We start from the raw sequence: 15,787 nt of genomic DNA on the forward strand, positions 1-15,787 counted from the left end.
AGCAATGATTTTGAGGATGTGGAAAAGAAATGCCATTCACGACATTTACAGGCGAAAAGCCGCTTATTTACAGCTTGACTCAAGACGAACTGAAAGAATGGCTCATCAGCGCAGGTGACAAAGCTTTTCGCGCCCAGCAAATTTTTGACTGGCTGTACGTAAAGCGTGTGACTTCCTTTGATGAGATGAGCAATCTTTCCAAAGACCTGCGGCAAAAGCTCGCCGAGACGTTCCGCCTGGATTCTTTGAAAGAAATTACGCATCAGCAATCGACGGACGGAACGATCAAGTTTTTGTTCCAGCTCGTGGATGGTCACGCCATCGAAACGGTCATCATGCGCCACAGCTACGGAAACAGCATCTGTGTGACGACGCAGGTCGGCTGCCGGATCGGCTGCACGTTTTGCGCCTCCACGCTCGGCGGATTGAAGCGCAACCTCGATGCGGGCGAGATCGTTTCCCAGGTGCTGATGGCCCAGCGCAAGCTCGATGCAGAGGGCGAGCGCGTCAGCCACGTCGTGGTGATGGGGATTGGCGAGCCGTTTGAAAACTTCGAGAGTCTGATGGCCTTTTTGTCGATCATCAACGACAACCGGGGACTGAACATCGGCGCCCGTCATATTACCGTCTCCACCAGCGGAATCGTGCCGAAAATTTACGAGTTTGCCGAGCGCGGCGGACAAGTGAACCTGGCGATTTCCCTGCACGCGCCCAATACGGAGCTGCGCAGCAAGCTGATGCCGATCAACCGCGGCTTTCCGCTTGACAAGCTGATGGAAGCGTGTCGTCATTATATTAACAAGACAGGTCGCCGGATCAGCTTTGAGTACGGTCTGTTCGGCGGGAAAAACGATCAGCCCGAGCACGCCGAGGAACTGGCCGACCTGATCGGAGACATGCTCTGCCACGTCAATCTGATTCCGGTCAACTACGTGCCCGAGCGCGATTACGTGCGTACACCACGCAACGAAATTTTTCAGTTCAAACGCATTTTGGAGGAAAAGGGAATCAATGTGACCATCAGACGTGAACAAGGCAGTGATATCGCCGCTGCCTGCGGTCAACTGAGGGCACAACACGCTAAAGAAACCGTGGGGTGAAGCCATGGAAATCGCGATGAAATCCCATGTTGGCCGCGTCCGTCAGATCAATGAGGACTACTATGCCTGTGTTGCCGATCTGAACGGACGCGTGCTGGCCATTGTTGCAGACGGTATGGGCGGCCATCAGGCTGGTGACATTGCCAGCCGCCTTGCTGTTGAGCGAATAGTAAAAGAACTGCGCCACCTGGATGGGCAACTCGACGCAGAAGACGCGCGCGAGCAACTGATGAATGCCGTTCTGCTTGCCAACAGGGAAGTCTACGATTACGCTGTGAACCATCCAGAGTGCAGCGGAATGGGGACGACCGTTGTGGCGGCGCTGTTGGGAGAATCTTCCGTTATCACCGCCCATATTGGCGACAGCCGTCTGTATTTTTACAATGCAGACGGGCTGGTGATGAAGACAGAGGACCATTCTCTGGTGAACGAACTCTTGAAAAGCGGACAAATCACCGAGGAAGAAGCATCGGTCCATCCGCATCGAAACGTGATTATGCGTTCGCTCGGCACGGAGCCGGATGTGTTGATTGATTTGGGACAGTTCGAGTGGTCGGAGGGCGATGTCGTCCTCATCTGCTCGGATGGTCTCACGAACAAGGTAGGCCATGCCTCTCTGGAAAATTGGTTACAGAAACAGATATCGCTGCAAGCAAAAGTGGACGGTCTGGTGCAGGAAGCGCTGGATGCCGGTGGGGAAGACAACATTACGCTGGTTGCTGTCCAAAAAAAGCTTGATGTCGGTCAGAAAGAGGGGTGAGAGAGATGGAAGGTCAACGACTGGGAGGACGGTATCAATTGGAATCCCGCGTCGGCGGAGGCGGTATGGCGATCGTATACAAAGCCAGGGATTTGATCCTGAATCGTCCGGTGGCCGTCAAAGTGCTGCGCTCGCAGTTTGGTACGGACGAAGACTTTGTCAATCGGTTTCGGCGTGAAGCGCAGGCGGTGGCAAGCTTGTCTCACCCCAATGTGGTCGGGGTGTACGATGTAGGCCAGGAAGGCGACACGCACTACATGGTGATGGAGTACATAGAAGGCTGCACGCTCAAGGAAGTCATTATCCAGCGTGGGGCATTGCCCGTAGAGGAGGCAGTGCGCATCGCCGAGCAAATTTGCGATGCACTCGATCACGCGCATCAAAACCAGATCATTCACAGAGACATCAAGCCGCACAATATCATGATCGGAAAAAATGGCAGAGTGAAGGTGACGGACTTCGGTATCGCGCGCGCCGTTACTTCTGCTACGATTACCCATACGAACGCCATGCTTGGCTCTGTCCATTATTTTTCGCCGGAACAGGCGCGTGGCGGGATTACGGGAGAAAAGTCCGATATTTACTCGCTCGGGATCGTGCTGTATGAGATGGTGACCGGGGAGCTGCCGTTTTCCGGCGATTCGCCGATATCGGTGGCGCTCAAGCATTTGCAGGAGCCGTTGCCCGAGCCGCGTCAGGTAAACCCGAACATTCCGCAAAGCGTGGAAAACGTCATCTTGAAGGCGCTGGTCAAAGATCCGTTTCTTAGGTACGCATCCGCGCGGGAAATGCTTGAAGATTTGGAGACGTGCCTGTTTCCGGAACGGTTGAACGAAGAAAAGCTAACCTTCCCGGTGGATGAGGAGATGACGCGCGTCGTTCCGATTATTACACCGGAGATGATGGAAGGGCACACGAGCGGCCGAACAGGAGTCGGACAGCGCAGCCGCCATGAGCCGTCCGAAGAAGACGAGGATGATAAGCCGCCGAAAAAATGGTGGGTCAAGGCTCTTTTCTGGGTCGGTGGCATTGGACTGTTTTTCGTGCTTGCGTTCTTCGGTTTCAACTTCTTGTTGAACGTGTTCCCTTCCATTCCTGAGGTGCCTGTTCCGTATGTGGAAGGAATCCAAGTGGAACTCGCCGAGGACAAAATCAAGGAAAAAAATCTCGTACCGCAGATTGTAGAAGAAGCAAGCGATACGATCGAAAAAGGCATGGTCATCCGTCAGGACCCGGCCCCGCCGATGAGGCTGAAGGAAAAGGCCGTCGTCACCTTGTACGTCAGCAAAGGCCAGGAACTGATCGACATGCCGAATCTGGTCACGCTGCCGCGGGCAACGGCGGAGGAAACGTTGAAAAAGAACGGCTTCAAGCTGGAAATGGTCACGTTCGTCGAGGAAGAGGACGACAAGGCCGAAGTGGGAACCGTCATCAAGCAGTCGCCGGAAGCGAATGAAAAGGTGTATCCGGGCAAGACGAGTGTGAAGGTGACGATCAGCAAAGGCAAAGCGTTTGTCCGCATGCCGGATGTGCGGGGAAAATCGGTGGAAGCGGCCCAAGTGGAACTGTTCAAAAAAGGGCTTGGTGTCGGAGAAATCAAGGAAGTGCCAACGTACACCACCGACAAGGCGGGCGAAGTGCTGAGTACGCATCCGTACGACCCGGGCATGCAGGTCCAAAAAGGCGTAGCCGTACCGCTGACCGTCAGCAACGGACAGTATCCGCAGGATGCCAAGTCTGCTGTAGCGACGGTGTACGTGGAAGTCGTACCGGGCGAGACCGTGGAAGTCAAGATCGAAGTGACAGACGCGCGCGGCGAAGCAAAAGTATTCCAGCAAGAAACAATCGCGGAAAACAAAGAATACGACGTGCCGGTCGTTCTCTCGCCGCAAAAAGACGCAGTTGTCCGAGCAACAGTCAAAAGGCAGAACGACACCGAATTCAGGGATTATCAAACCATTCCGATCTCGTATAACAGCTTGCCGTAGGATAGTGGAGGGACATGAATGCCAGAAGGACGGATTGTGAAAGCGCTGAGCGGCTTTTACTATGTAGCCGATGAGGGGCGCATCTACAGTTGCCGTGCAAGAGGGCTGTTCAAGAAAAAAGACGCCAAGGTGAACCCGCTCGTGGGCGACTGGGTCGTCTACGATGCGATCAATGAAGAAGAAGGCTATGTCATGGAGGTGGGCGAAAGGACCAATGAGCTGGTCCGCCCGCCCATTTCCAATGTAGATCAGGCTGTTCTCGTCTTTTCCATGTACAAGCCGATGTTTAGCTCGCTTCTTTTGGACAAGTTTTTGGCTCATACCGAGCACGTCGGGATCGATTCCGTCATTGTGCTGTCCAAAGCCGATCAGGTGTCGCAGGAAGAAGTGGACGCCATCGTGCGCCAATACGAGGCCATCGGCTATCAGGTGATTCCGACCTCGACGGTAGACGAGCGCGGCCTAGAGGAAGTGCGCTCCATTTTGCACGACCGGATTACCGTTTTCGCCGGGCAGTCAGGAGTGGGAAAATCATCGCTGATTAACACGCTGTTCCCTGGCGTCAGCCTGCAGACAGGCGATGTCAGCCAAAAGCTGGGACGCGGCAAGCATACAACCCGTCACGTCGAGCTGATCCCGCTTCCAGGCGGCGGCTATGTGGCCGACACGCCAGGCTTCAGTTCGCTGGAGTTCATCGACTTTACCGAGCTGGATCTGGCCGAGTCGTTCCGTGACTTTGCTGCCCTCAGCGCGGATTGCAAATTCCGCGGCTGTCTGCACGTAAGCGAGCCGTCATGTGCCGTCCAGGCGGCGCTGGCGGCAGGCGAGCTGAGCGAGGATCGCTACGAACACTACAAACAGTTCCGCGAAGAGCTGAAAGAATATCAACGGAGGAACAAACCATGGTAAAAATCGCACCTTCTATCCTGTCAGCGGATTTTGCCCGTCTGGGCGAGGAGATTCTCGATGTTGAGCGCGGGGGAGCAGACTGGATTCACGTGGATGTGATGGATGGACATTTTGTGCCGAACATCACGATCGGGCCATTGATCGTCGAGGCAATCCGTCCCGTGACCAAGCTGCCGCTGGACGTGCATCTGATGATTGAAGAGCCGGACCGCTACATCCCGCAGTTTGCCAAAAGCGGTGCGGACTGGATCACGGTTCATCAGGAAGCGTGCCGCCACCTGCACAGAACGCTCTACCTGATTAAAGAACAAGGCGTGAAGGCTGGCGTTGTGCTCAATCCGGCCACTCCGATTGCGACTATCGAGCCTGTGCTGCCTGATCTGGACATGGTGCTTTTGATGACCGTCAACCCTGGTTTTGGCGGGCAAAAATTCATCCACAACGTCGTGCCGAAAATCAAGGCGCTGCGCGACCTGCTGAACGAGCGCGGGCTGGACCATGTCGAGATCGAGATCGACGGCGGCGTCAATGCCGAAACAGCGCGCCTGTGCGAAGAGGCGGGAGCGACTGTACTCGTCGCAGGCAGCGCGGTGTTCAACCAGCCTGATCGCGCAAAAGCGATTTCAGCGATTCGCGGATAAACGAAAACGGTGAACAGGAAAAAGCCATCTGCAACAAAACGGCGCAGATGGCTTTTTGGCGTGCGAAAAAAATGGAGCGGCCGAGCAAAACGACGTGTCCGCAACGAGGCTTTTGCCGATGCGGCAAACACAGCATCCGGCATCCGGTTTTCGGCTGGCAAGCAGTCGCCTGTCGCGGAATTTTCCGCAATCCTAGTGGCGCTTTTCTGCTGAAAACAGGCAATCATCTGCTAGGGACGATCAGAAGTCACATACGTACCGGCGATCAGGTCGTGAATCGCGCGCTTGTCTTTGCGCACACAGACCATGATGAGGCTCACTAGGGCTCCCAGCCCGAACGTAATGCCATAGACGAGCATCATGCCGACGAGCACGCGCAGCAGCATCGTGCCGATCCCGACAGACTCGCCGTCCACGCGGGCGATGCGCACGCCGACAATTCTTTTGCCTACCGTATAGCCGGACCAAAATACCGGAACGAGCAGGCTGTATAGCGTGGAGATCAGATTGGTCGCGAGATTTCCTTCCGTTTGGCCTGTAATCCAATAGCTGATGATAGCCAGAGGCACACCGATAATCAGTCCGTCCAGCAGGGACGCTCCGAGACGCCGCCAAAACCCGACGGGATTGCTTGGCAATGGTGCAGCGTTTTCCATACGTACCCTTCCTTTCTTTTCCGAGGCTAGGGAATATATATGTTTGGTCAGTTGAAAGTATTTCATGAAAAAACGCCAGCGATTCCTCGGCGATCAAGCGGGAGAAAAGCTTTTTTACAGGGTGGTCAACAGGCGGAGCAAAACTGCCATGCGGCCGGGGATGGCATCGACGACGACGTGCTCGTGGGAGGCGTGGGCGCCGTCACCGACAGGGCCGAGTCCGTCGAGTGTCGGACATCCGGCATCTGCGGCAAAATTGCCGTCACTGGTTCCGCCGACACCGCACTCCGTCAGCTCGAAGCCTTCCAGGCGCGCTTGCTCCTGGGCAAGCGAAAACAGCTTCGCGGTACCGTCGGTCCGCTCCATCGGCGGCTTGGCAATGCCGCCCGCAAGTTTTAGCTCTGCGCCAGCGAGCACAGGGGAGAGCTCGTTCATCAGCCGGGTAATCCGCTCGGCTTCGTCGTGGCTTTGAACGCGGACGTCGATGTCCGCCGTCGCCCAGTCCGGAACGACGTTGGAGACGCTGCCTCCCTTGATCGTGCCGACAGACAGGGTCGTTCCTTTGGCGTAGTCTGTAAACGACTGAATCGCCAGGACGTGATGGGCCAACTCCTCGATGGCATTCACCCCAAGGGCGTGATCGTTGCCAGCATGAGCAGCGCGTCCGGTTGCGGTCAGGAAAAATTCCCCGCCGCCTTTGCGGCTCGTTTTCAAGGAACCGTCTCCGGCTGCCGGTTCCAGCACCAGCGTGTATTTGCTTCGCGCCGCTTCCTGTCTAATCAGTTGCTCGGAGGAGACACTGCCGATCTCCTCGTCCGTATTCCAGAAAAAGACCAGCTTTTTCCGGAGCGGGAGCTTGTGCGAGATGATCGCGCGCAGGGCGAAGTAGGCGAAAACGATCCCGGCTTTCATGTCGTACGTGCCCGGTCCGTACAGGCGGCCGTCTTCCTCCCGCCACGGCTCCTTCGCAAGCGTGCCGATTTCCTTCACCGTGTCAAAATGTCCCAGCACGAGAATTTGCTCGTCGCCCTCGCCGTATTCGATGCGGAGTTGGTCGCCGTACGTTTCCTGCGGCAGACGCTCGATCCGGCAGCCCAGCTCGCGGAAACGCTCGGCGATCAGCAGGCCGAGCCGATCGACCGCCTGCTTGTTGTGGGTCGGGCTTTCCATCTCCACGTAGGTGCGCAGCTCGGCCACGATTTCCGGGAGCTGCTCGCGAAAATAAGACGTCCAGTTGGTCATCATCGTCTTCCTCCTTTATGTACGAGCTTTTCATATGCACTATAAAGCTTCGCGCCCCTTTTCGCCAGAGAAAAATCCGACGGGCCGTCACGATATCCTTAAGAAGTCGGGCATACTAGGCAGAGCAGGAAGCACGGCAAACAAAAGGAGGAAAGTGATTTGTGTGTAAAATTCTGTATTTTGCATAATTAACAGATGGTGAAAAAATGATTGAAATTGTTTAGTTATTGATTAAAATAGTCATTATCCTGCATAAATATAAGTTGTTGTGCAAAATATTCTAGGCAAGCATGGCTGCTTTTGCAGTAAATCATTTCAACCGGGGGTACACAATGAAAAAACGGACATCGATTCTTTCTCTTGCATTATCGTCTCTGCTGGCTGCGGCGATGATCGCAGGCTGCGGCACGGGCAACCAGCCACAAGCGGGCGCAGGCCAGGAGCAACCGGCAGGCCAAGGAGGACAAGCTGGCGAGAAAAAGACGCTCATCATGGCGACGTCTGCGGACTACAAGCCGTATGAATACCACGACCTGACCAGCGGCAAGGACGAGATCGTCGGGTTTGACATCGACATCGCCAAATACATCGGCAAAGAACTGGGCTATGAAATCCAGATTACCGACATGAACTTCGACGGACTGGTTCCGGCGCTGCAAACGAATCGTGCCGATTTCGTCATGGCGGGCATGACGCCAACGGATGAGCGCAAAAAAAATGCGGATTTCTCCGAGATCTACTATGAAGCGAAAAATACGATCGTCTCCAAGAAGGATAGCAACATCACCAAGCCGGATCAGCTCGCGGGCAAAAAGATCGCCGTACAGCTTGGCTCTATCCAGGAAGAGGCGGCGCAAGAGCTGGCGAAAACCGTACAAGGCTTGCAAGTGACTTCCTTGAACAAGCTGGGCGAGATCGTGGAAGAAGTAAAAACCGGCCGCGTCGACGCTGCCATCATCGAGGACCACGTGGCCAAAAGCTTCGTAGAGAGCAACCCTGGCTTGCAGTTCACCACGATTGAATCGAAAGAAACGAACGGCTCTGCCATCGCTTTTCCAAAAGGCTCTCCACACGTAGCGAAGTTTAACGAGGTTATCAAAAAAATGCAGGAAAACGGAGAAATGGACAAGCTGATCCAAAAATGGTTCGCTCAATAATCTCTGAACGCAAAGCTTTTTACAACTACGCAACGTAGCAAGAGGTGAGAGAGGGCATGAATTTGGATTTTGCGCAAATCGTGCCCTATATCCCTTTCATTTTGCAGGGGATAAAGGGCACGCTGCTTGTTACATTGATTTCCGTCGTTTTAGGCTTCATCTGGGGCTCGATCCTCGCACTCATCAAAATTTCTAAATTCGGGCCGCTGAATTGGCTCGCTGTCGCCTACACGTCCGTCTTTCGCGGAACGCCGCTGATTTTGCAGCTCACGTTCGTCTACTTCGCGACTCCGCAGCTCACCGGCTACAACATTTCGCAGTTGGAAGCAGCCGTCCTGACGTTTACCCTGAACTCGGGGGCGTACATTTCGGAGACGATTCGCGGCGGAATTATGGCTGTGGACAAAGGACAGTGGGAAGCGGCCAAGGCGCTCGGCATCCCGTATCGCCGCATGATGCTCGACATCATTTTGCCGCAGGGCGTGAAAAACATTTTGCCTGCGCTCGTGAACGAGACGATCGCGCTTCTGAAGGAGTCGGCGCTCGTTTCCACGATCGGTCTGTCCGACATCATGCAAAATGCGAACGTGGTAAAAGGGGCCATCTTCCGCTACTTTGAACCATACCTGATCGCCGGCTTCCTGTACTATGTCATGGTCATGATCCTGACATGGGTAGCGCGCGTAGTGGAACGGAGGATGAGACGCAGTGATTAAAATCGACAACATTACGAAGTCGTTCGGGCAACTGAACGTCTTGAAAGGCATCTCCACCGAAATCGGCAAAGGCGAGGTCGTGGCGATCATCGGGCCGTCCGGATCGGGAAAATCGACGCTGCTGCGCTGCATAAACCTGCTGGAAGTCCCTACCAGCGGCAAAATCGCGATCAACGGTCAGGAAATTACCGACCCAAAGGCAAACGTCATGGCGATCCGCCAGCAAATCGGGATGGTGTTCCAGCATTTTCACCTGTTCCCGCACATGACCGTGCTGAACAACCTGACCTACGCGCCAATCAAGGTAAAAGGCATGGCGAAAAGCGAGGCGGAGAAAAAGGCGCGGGAGCTGCTTGCGCGTGTCGGTTTGGCCGACAAAGCCGACGTCTTCCCGTCGCGATTGTCCGGCGGGCAGAAGCAGCGCGTCGCCATCGCCCGCTCGCTGGTCATGGAGCCGCAAATCATGCTGTTTGACGAGCCGACGTCCGCGCTTGACCCGGAGATGGTCAAAGAGGTGCTGGAGGTTATGAAAGGGTTGGCCCACACCGGGATGACCATGGCGATCGTGACGCATGAGATGCGTTTTGCGGAAGAAGTGTCCGACCGCATCCTGTTTCTGGACGACGGCCGACTGTTGGAGGATGCGCCGCCAAAAGAGTTTTTCCAAAATCCGAAAAGCGAACGGGCCAAGCAGTTTCTGGAAAAGGTCCGTTGAGCAAAGGAAGCCGCGGGAGCGCTTGTGCCTGCGGCTTTTCTCTTTGACAGGCGTTGGGACTTGGGCTAGAATCAGAGACAGCTTCGGTGGCTGTTGCTCTTTTATTATGAAAATTCATGAGGAATGACAAGGAGTGAAGGAGATTGGATCGTCAACGATTGGTCATCTTGCTGGAGATGGCGATGATGGCGGCGCTCGCGGTTGTGTTCAGCCAGATCAAGGTGTTTGAAATGCCGCAGGGCGGCTCCGTCTCGCTGGTCATGGTCCCGATTGCCTTGATCGCTGTTCGCCGCGGCTTGCTGGCGGGCGTCGTTACGGGGATGGTAGTAGGACTGCTTCAGCTCTTGTTCGGCAGTACCTTGGTCAATCCGGTACAAGTGTTGCTCGATTATCCGCTGGCGTTTGCCGCATTGGGACTGACCGGGCTTGTCCGCCTGTCCGGCCGGGAAGGAAAGAAGCAGCGGATCTTCGCGCTGTGGAGCGGCTTGCTGATCGGGGGGCTGGGTCGCTTGGTTTGCCATTTTACGTCGGGGGTCATCTGGTTTGGCGAGTACGCGCCAGAAGGCACGCCTGTCGCGCTGTATTCCTTTGTCTACAATATCACCTACCTGCTTCCCGAAATGATTATCGCGGGCGTCGTCCTGTCGGTGGTGCTGGGCAGCGCCTCGCAGCTTTTGTTTCCGGCGCGCGACCGATTGGCGTAGTGGGACCTGCATAAAAGACAGATTGTTTTCATAATGTATTCAGGCAGCAATTGCGTTGCCTGAATTTTTCTTTTCGCCGTCATCTGTTCTACCTGTGTTTGCAGCGGACATCGACATTTTCGCGTGGCAGGATACATGTTTATCCGACAGCAGAATATGATGTAATATGCACGTTTGGGAGAACACCTAAAGGAGGTGCAGCAAGAAATGGGATTGCGCTCCTATCGCCTGCGACAGGGGGGCGCCTTGCGACGTGTTCTCGGGGTTGCGTTGGCTGTCGGGGGAATCACCATTTTCCTGTACATGGCACCTCCGTGGGTTTGGTATAGCCTGTTGGCGGCGGCACTCATGGGGGCGGGCTGGTATTTGTATCGTGGGAAGTAATTTCGGTGAGGAGGGGTAGCATGCGATTTTACACCATCAAGTTGCCGAAGTTCCTGGGTGGCATGATTCGCGGCATCATCGAGGCATTCAACAAGAAAAAATGAAGACGCGGCCTCCTTCATGAAAAGACGGAAAAGGAACGTCGGAGAAATGCAAAAAAGCACCTCGAGGGTGCTTTTTTTCGCGTAGCTTGTCAAAACTACACGCGAGTGACGAGACCGGATTTCAGTGCTCGAGTGCTTACATAAACGCGCTTCGGTTTTCCGTTAACGAGAATGCGCACTTTTTGTACGTTGACACCCCAGGTGCGGCGAGTTGCGCGCATGGAGTGGGAGCGAGCGTTTCCAGCTTTTGCAGATTTACCTGTTACAAAGCAGCGACGTGCCATTACGATCCACCTCCCTTGTTGCATCTAAACGGGATTTCCTTGATGGGAAATACAAATACTCGACTATATTAGCACACCATTGCTGTCAATTGCAATACTTGACATGATGATTTGCCCCGTCTTTCTGCTAGGGTTGGTAGGTTCGACAAAACGCTTCATTTCTCCCATATGTTAGTGTAGAATTGAGGGAAGCATGGGTACGCTTACCTATGGAGGTCAAGCTGTTTAACAGAGGAGGAGTCCTTGCATGACAGTGGAAATGAGTACATCGCTAGGAAAGATCGATGTTACAGAAGACGTGATCGCACGAATTGCCGGAGGCGCAGCCATGGAAGTATTCGGGCTGGTGGGTATGGCTTCCCGCAAGGCGTTGAAGGATGGAATTGCTGAGCTTCTTGGCCGCGACAACCTGAGCAAAGGCGTCGTTGTGCACAATACGAACGGCGAAGTGGTTTTGGACATGCATATTATCGTCAGCTATGGCGTGAAAATTTCCGAGGTCGCCGGCAACGTGCAACGCCGCGTGAGATATACCTTGGAACAAACGGTAGGCATTGATGTCACGGCCGTCAACATCTTCGTACAGGGAGTTCGTACAGACAGAGATTCGTAAGGAGGAACAACAGTTGGTACATACGCATCTAGATGGCGTGCTGTTTAGCCGGATGGTTTACCTGGGGGCGAACCTATTATCCGCCAACGTCAGAGTAGTAGATGGCTTGAACGTCTTTCCTGTGCCGGATGGCGATACGGGGACAAACATGAATTTGACTTTCTCTTCCGGTGTGGACGAGCTAAGGCGCAAGGAATCTCCCCGAGTCGCGGACAGTGCTGCTGCTCTGGCCAAAGGGCTTTTGATGGGAGCGCGGGGAAACTCCGGTGTGATTTTATCCCAGTTGTTCCGCGGCTTTAGCAAAGCAGTCAATGGAAAAGACGAGGTGAATGCCCGTCAGTTCGCCGACGCCTTGAAGTCCGGTGTGGACGCTGCCTATCAGGCAGTGATGAAGCCGGTGGAAGGCACGATTTTGACTGTAGCCCGCGAAGCGGCGGAGATGGCTGTGCGTGCAGCGCGCACGTCGGATGACATTGTCTCTGTAATGGAAAAAACGTACGAGCAGGCGCAAGCTACACTCTTGCGCACGCCAGAAATGCTGCCTGTACTGAAAGAAGTAGGCGTCGTCGATTCAGGCGGACAGGGGCTTCTGTTTATTTACGAAGGCTTCCTGCGCGCCTTGCGCGGCGAGGAACAGATCGAAAGCGAAGAACACGCCAAGCCGTCCGTGAGCCCGGAAGAGCTGGACAAGCTGATTTCCGAGCAGCACAATGCGCAAGTCCACATGAAGACCGAGGACATCAAGCACGGCTACTGTACGGAATTTATGGTTCATGTGGCGCACAGCACGGAGCCGCACAAAAAGCCGTTTTCCGAGGTGCTGTTCCGCGGCCATCTCGATACGATGGGCGACTCGCTTTTGGTCGTTTCTGACGATGAGGTCGTCAAAGTACATATACATGCAGAGCATCCGGGCAGCGTCTTGCAATACGCCCAGCAGTTCGGCAGCCTGCACCGGATCAAAATCGAAAACATGCGCGAGCAGCATGCGAACATTCTCAAAGCGGAAGAGGGCAAAAGGGAAGCGCAGGCAGCGGCAGTGGCCCTGCCGGCGGACGAGCAGCTTCCGTACGGACTGATCGCAGTTGCCGCTGGCGAAGGCATCGCGAAAATTTTGCGCAGCATGGGCGTGCACGTCGTGATCGAGGGCGGCCAGACGATGAACCCGAGCACGGAAGATTTCATGAAGGCCATCGCCGGGCTGCATGCGCAACATATCATCATCCTGCCAAACAACAGCAATATTATCATGGCGGCGCAGCAGGCAGCCGAGCTGGCGGAAGTTCCCGTCTCGGTCGTGCCGACGAAAAGCATCCCGCAGGGGCTGGCCGCTTTGCTCGCATTCCATGCGGATGCCGAGCCTGCCGTGAACGCTTCGGCGATGGCAAAAGCGATCACCCAGGTGAAGACGGGAATGGTGACGCATGCCGTTCGCGATACGCAGATGGGCGACGTCGCGATCAAGGAAGGCGATTTCATCGGCATGGCCGAAAAAGAAATCGTCACGGCTGGACCGGAATTGCTGGAGTGCGCGAAGACGCTGCTGCTCGGCATGGCGGACGAGGACACCGAGATCATCACGATGTTCCTCGGCGAAGGTGCGACAGAGGAGCAGGCGGACGCGTTGCAGGAAGCTGTAGCGGACGCATACCCGGATGCGGAAGTGGAGATTCAGTTCGGCGGACAGCCGCTGTATCCGTTTATTTTTTCCGTGGAGTAATGAGGAGAGGAGCACGCAAGAATGCCAGTTGTGATTCTTACCGACAGCGCGTCCGATATTGATGCGTCTGTCAGGCAGTCGCTCGGGATTGTGGCTGTTCCGCTGAAGGTCATGTTTGGGGCGGAGACGTATCTGGACGGAGTGACGATCTCTTCCTCCGCGTTTTTTGACAAGCTGAAGCAGTCGCATGCCTTGCCGACGACTTCCCAGCCGTCTCCGCTGGAGTTTGCCGAAGCGTACAAGGCGATCTACGAGCAGTACGGAAGCGACGTGCAAATCATCGCCATCCTGTTGTCCGGTTCTCTGTCCGGCACGTATCAGTCGGCGATGATCGCCAAATCCATGCTCGATGAGAACATGGACATTACCGTGATCGACTCGCGCAAAGCTTCTTTTGTCCACGGAATGATTTGCGTGGAAGCGGCGAAGGACGCGAAGGCCGGGAAGGGCAAAGAGCAGATTCTCGATGCGATCGACCGCTATCTGGACGAGGTGCAGGTTTACTTCATCGTCGACACGCTGGAATTTTTGCAAAAAGGCGGGCGGATTGGCCGCGCCTCGGCTGTCATCGGCTCGCTGCTCAACATCAAGCCGATCCTGACGCTGGACCCGGCGGGATACGTCGCGGCTTTTGACAAAGTCAGAGGCACGAAAAAAGCGCTCAACCGCGTCCTGGAAGCGTTGCAGGAGTACGCGCAGGGCCAGCCTGTAAAAGTCGCCATCCTCCACAGCAGCGCCCACGAGCAGGCGGCTGAGCTGTTGGAGCGGGTGAAAAACGAGTTTCAAGTGACCGAATCGCACCTGGAGCAGATCGGTCCGGTGATCGGCACGCATACAGGGCCAGGGCTGTTGGGTGTCGTGATGGTCAAGCAGTAGGCACGAAAGTCCATGCGAATCATATGCGAGAAAGCCTCCCGAACGACGGGAGGCTTTTTGCGCGACAAAAGCAGCAACGCGTACGGACGAAACAGCGGAGAGCGGGATTCGCCGCCTGGCTACACGCCGTGATGCAAAACGAGCAAGCGCCCGCGCCTTGTTTATTCATAATAAACAAACCCGACGAGAATCAGCACGGCGAAAAGCGCCCCGGCCACTATGCGCAGCATGTCGAAGTAAAATTCGGACGGCTCGTCCTGACTGGTGCCGTGCTTGCTCACATACTCCCAGATCGCGCGCGGATAGAGGGCCAGAAAGCCGACAAACAATAGAAACAGGACATAAAAAAAGAATTTCGATCACAGCCACACCAATTCCCCCTATAGGAATAGGTATGGTATGGGGAGGAAATGGTTTCAAAAAGAGGGACGACCGCAACAGAGGCGGCCAAACATACGCTACACTTTCCCATGTGGCGCTTTGACAGCCTGTAGGATACAATGAGAGTGAATCTTGTTGAACCCCTTTGTCATTCAGGAGGAGAACCGGTTGAAGTACAAAAGCGTATTTGATATCATCGGCCCGATCATGGTTGGACCATCCAGCTCCCATACGGCTGGCGCTGCCCGGATTGGCCGGGTGGCTCGCAAGCTGTTCGGGCGGCAGCCAAAGCGGGCAGACATTACTTTTTACGGCTCATTTGCGAAAACGTATCAGGGTCATGGCTCCGACGTGGCAACGGTGGCCGGGATTCTCGACTTCGATACGTCCGATTTGCGCCTGAAGCACTCGCTCTCGCTTGCGGAACAAGCAGGAATCGAAGTGGTGCTGACGACATCGGACGTGTTGACCGAGCATCCGAACACGGCACGGATCAGGCTGTCCGACGATCAAAAACAGGTGGAACTGGTCGGCGTGTCGATCGGCGGCGGAAAGATCGAGGTGCTGGAGTTAAACGGATTTTCGTTCCAGCTCGGCTTCGATACGCCGACGCTCCTCGTTTTGCATGAAGACCGTTTCGGGATGATTGCTGCCGTGGCCAAAGTGCTGACGGAGCATCGGATCAATGTCGGGTTCATGGAAGTGTCCAGGCACGAGCGCGGCTCGCGGGCCTTGATGGCGATTGAGACGGACTCGACGGTATCCCCGGAAGTGCTGGAGAAAATTCGTCAGATCCCCCATATTTTTGATGTTTCCCTGCTTTCGTTCTAGCTTGTC

Annotated in this window: 19 protein-coding genes; 15 read left to right on the top strand and 4 right to left on the bottom strand. The window is 55.1% G+C overall.

Annotated features, from left to right (window positions below; genetic code table 11):
• The first annotated feature begins 29 nt into the window (after positions 1–29).
• Genes rlmN through rpe form a run of 5 tightly spaced genes read left to right on the top strand, consistent with a single transcriptional unit; the run spans position 30 to position 5,398 of the window.
• On the top strand, positions 30–1,100 hold the full coding sequence (gene rlmN, locus M655_RS10990; RefSeq protein ID WP_005831039.1) for a dual-specificity RNA methyltransferase RlmN: 1,071 nt from the start codon (positions 30–32) through the stop codon (positions 1,098–1,100).
• A 4-nt stretch (positions 1,101–1,104) separates the two neighbouring features.
• Positions 1,105–1,860 (top strand): Stp1/IreP family PP2C-type Ser/Thr phosphatase, encoded by a 756-nt coding sequence (locus tag M655_RS10995; RefSeq protein ID WP_005831036.1) that lies wholly within the window; start codon positions 1,105–1,107, stop codon positions 1,858–1,860.
• Positions 1,861–1,865: 5 nt separating this feature from the next.
• Entirely contained in the window at positions 1,866–3,848 is a 1,983-nt protein-coding gene (gene pknB / locus M655_RS11000) for a Stk1 family PASTA domain-containing Ser/Thr kinase (protein ID WP_026557359.1), read from the top strand.
• 18 nt (positions 3,849–3,866) lie between these two features.
• On the top strand, positions 3,867–4,757 hold the full coding sequence (gene rsgA, locus M655_RS11005) for a ribosome small subunit-dependent GTPase A (protein WP_007779188.1): 891 nt from the start codon (positions 3,867–3,869) through the stop codon (positions 4,755–4,757).
• On the top strand, positions 4,751–5,398 hold the full coding sequence (gene rpe / locus M655_RS11010; RefSeq protein ID WP_026557358.1) for a ribulose-phosphate 3-epimerase: 648 nt from the start codon (positions 4,751–4,753) through the stop codon (positions 5,396–5,398). Before rsgA ends, rpe begins: the two co-directional genes overlap by 7 nt.
• 230 nt (positions 5,399–5,628) lie before the next feature.
• Here rpe and M655_RS11015 read toward each other — a convergent pair whose 3' ends face one another.
• Together M655_RS11015 and M655_RS11020 are read right to left on the bottom strand one after the other, a co-directional pair.
• Positions 5,629–6,054 (bottom strand): RDD family protein, encoded by a 426-nt coding sequence (locus M655_RS11015; protein ID WP_005831029.1) that lies wholly within the window; start codon positions 6,052–6,054, stop codon positions 5,629–5,631.
• Positions 6,055–6,168: 114 nt separating this feature from the next.
• The gene (locus M655_RS11020; protein WP_035316857.1) at positions 6,169–7,299 is read right to left on the bottom strand and encodes a M20 family metallopeptidase; all 1,131 of its coding nucleotides are present in this window, start codon (positions 7,297–7,299) and stop codon (positions 6,169–6,171) included.
• A 329-nt stretch (positions 7,300–7,628) separates the two neighbouring features.
• On the opposite strand from M655_RS11020, the gene M655_RS11025 reads away from it, so the two are divergent.
• The 6 genes from M655_RS11025 to spoVM all read left to right on the top strand — a co-directional run bounded on the left by M655_RS11025 (position 7,629) and on the right by spoVM (position 11,076).
• A complete protein-coding gene (locus tag M655_RS11025) occupies positions 7,629–8,453 on the top strand; it encodes a transporter substrate-binding domain-containing protein (RefSeq protein WP_005831027.1) in 825 nt (274 codons plus the stop codon).
• Positions 8,454–8,509: 56 nt separating this feature from the next.
• Entirely contained in the window at positions 8,510–9,169 is a 660-nt protein-coding gene (locus M655_RS11030) for an amino acid ABC transporter permease (protein ID WP_005831026.1), read from the top strand.
• Positions 9,162–9,884, top strand: a complete 723-nt coding sequence (locus M655_RS11035) for an amino acid ABC transporter ATP-binding protein (RefSeq protein ID WP_005831025.1) — start codon at positions 9,162–9,164, stop codon at positions 9,882–9,884. Before M655_RS11030 ends, M655_RS11035 begins: the two co-directional genes overlap by 8 nt.
• 143 nt (positions 9,885–10,027) lie before the next feature.
• Positions 10,028–10,588 (top strand): energy-coupled thiamine transporter ThiT, encoded by a 561-nt coding sequence (gene thiT, locus M655_RS11040; RefSeq protein WP_007779172.1) that lies wholly within the window; start codon positions 10,028–10,030, stop codon positions 10,586–10,588.
• Between the two features lie 246 nt (positions 10,589–10,834).
• The gene (locus M655_RS11045) at positions 10,835–10,972 is read left to right on the top strand and encodes a hypothetical protein (protein ID WP_162129876.1); all 138 of its coding nucleotides are present in this window, start codon (positions 10,835–10,837) and stop codon (positions 10,970–10,972) included.
• A 20-nt stretch (positions 10,973–10,992) separates the two neighbouring features.
• Positions 10,993–11,076: a stage V sporulation protein SpoVM gene (gene spoVM, locus M655_RS11050; RefSeq protein WP_005831022.1), complete on the top strand. Its 84-nt coding sequence runs from the start codon at positions 10,993–10,995 to the stop codon at positions 11,074–11,076.
• 95 nt (positions 11,077–11,171) lie between these two features.
• On the opposite strand, the gene rpmB is transcribed toward spoVM, so the two are convergent.
• Positions 11,172–11,360: a 50S ribosomal protein L28 gene (gene rpmB, locus M655_RS11055; protein WP_005831020.1), complete on the bottom strand. Its 189-nt coding sequence runs from the start codon at positions 11,358–11,360 to the stop codon at positions 11,172–11,174.
• Positions 11,361–11,607: 247 nt separating this feature from the next.
• On the opposite strand from rpmB, the gene M655_RS11060 reads away from it, so the two are divergent.
• Genes M655_RS11060 through M655_RS11070 form a run of 3 tightly spaced genes read left to right on the top strand, consistent with a single transcriptional unit; the run spans position 11,608 to position 14,569 of the window.
• The gene (locus tag M655_RS11060; RefSeq protein WP_005831018.1) at positions 11,608–11,973 is read left to right on the top strand and encodes an Asp23/Gls24 family envelope stress response protein; all 366 of its coding nucleotides are present in this window, start codon (positions 11,608–11,610) and stop codon (positions 11,971–11,973) included.
• A gap of 13 nt (positions 11,974–11,986) precedes the next feature.
• A complete protein-coding gene (locus M655_RS11065) occupies positions 11,987–13,693 on the top strand; it encodes a DAK2 domain-containing protein (RefSeq protein WP_005831017.1) in 1,707 nt (568 codons plus the stop codon).
• 21 nt (positions 13,694–13,714) lie between these two features.
• Complete coding sequence (locus tag M655_RS11070; RefSeq protein ID WP_005831016.1) at positions 13,715–14,569, top strand: DegV family protein; 855 nt, start codon at positions 13,715–13,717, stop codon at positions 14,567–14,569.
• Between the two features lie 161 nt (positions 14,570–14,730).
• Here M655_RS11070 and M655_RS11075 read toward each other — a convergent pair whose 3' ends face one another.
• A complete protein-coding gene (locus M655_RS11075; RefSeq protein ID WP_157797557.1) occupies positions 14,731–14,898 on the bottom strand; it encodes a DUF6199 family natural product biosynthesis protein in 168 nt (55 codons plus the stop codon).
• A 220-nt stretch (positions 14,899–15,118) separates the two neighbouring features.
• Between M655_RS11075 and sdaAB the strand changes: the two genes are divergently transcribed.
• Positions 15,119–15,781, top strand: coding sequence for an L-serine ammonia-lyase, iron-sulfur-dependent subunit beta (gene sdaAB, locus M655_RS11080; protein WP_026557357.1), 663 nt, complete (start codon positions 15,119–15,121; stop codon positions 15,779–15,781).
• Positions 15,782–15,787 lie beyond the last annotated feature (6 nt).

Origin of the sequence: Brevibacillus sp. NSP2.1 (assembly GCF_000470975.2) — a bacterium.
Classification (GTDB): domain Bacteria; phylum Bacillota; class Bacilli; order Brevibacillales; family Brevibacillaceae; genus Brevibacillus; species Brevibacillus agri.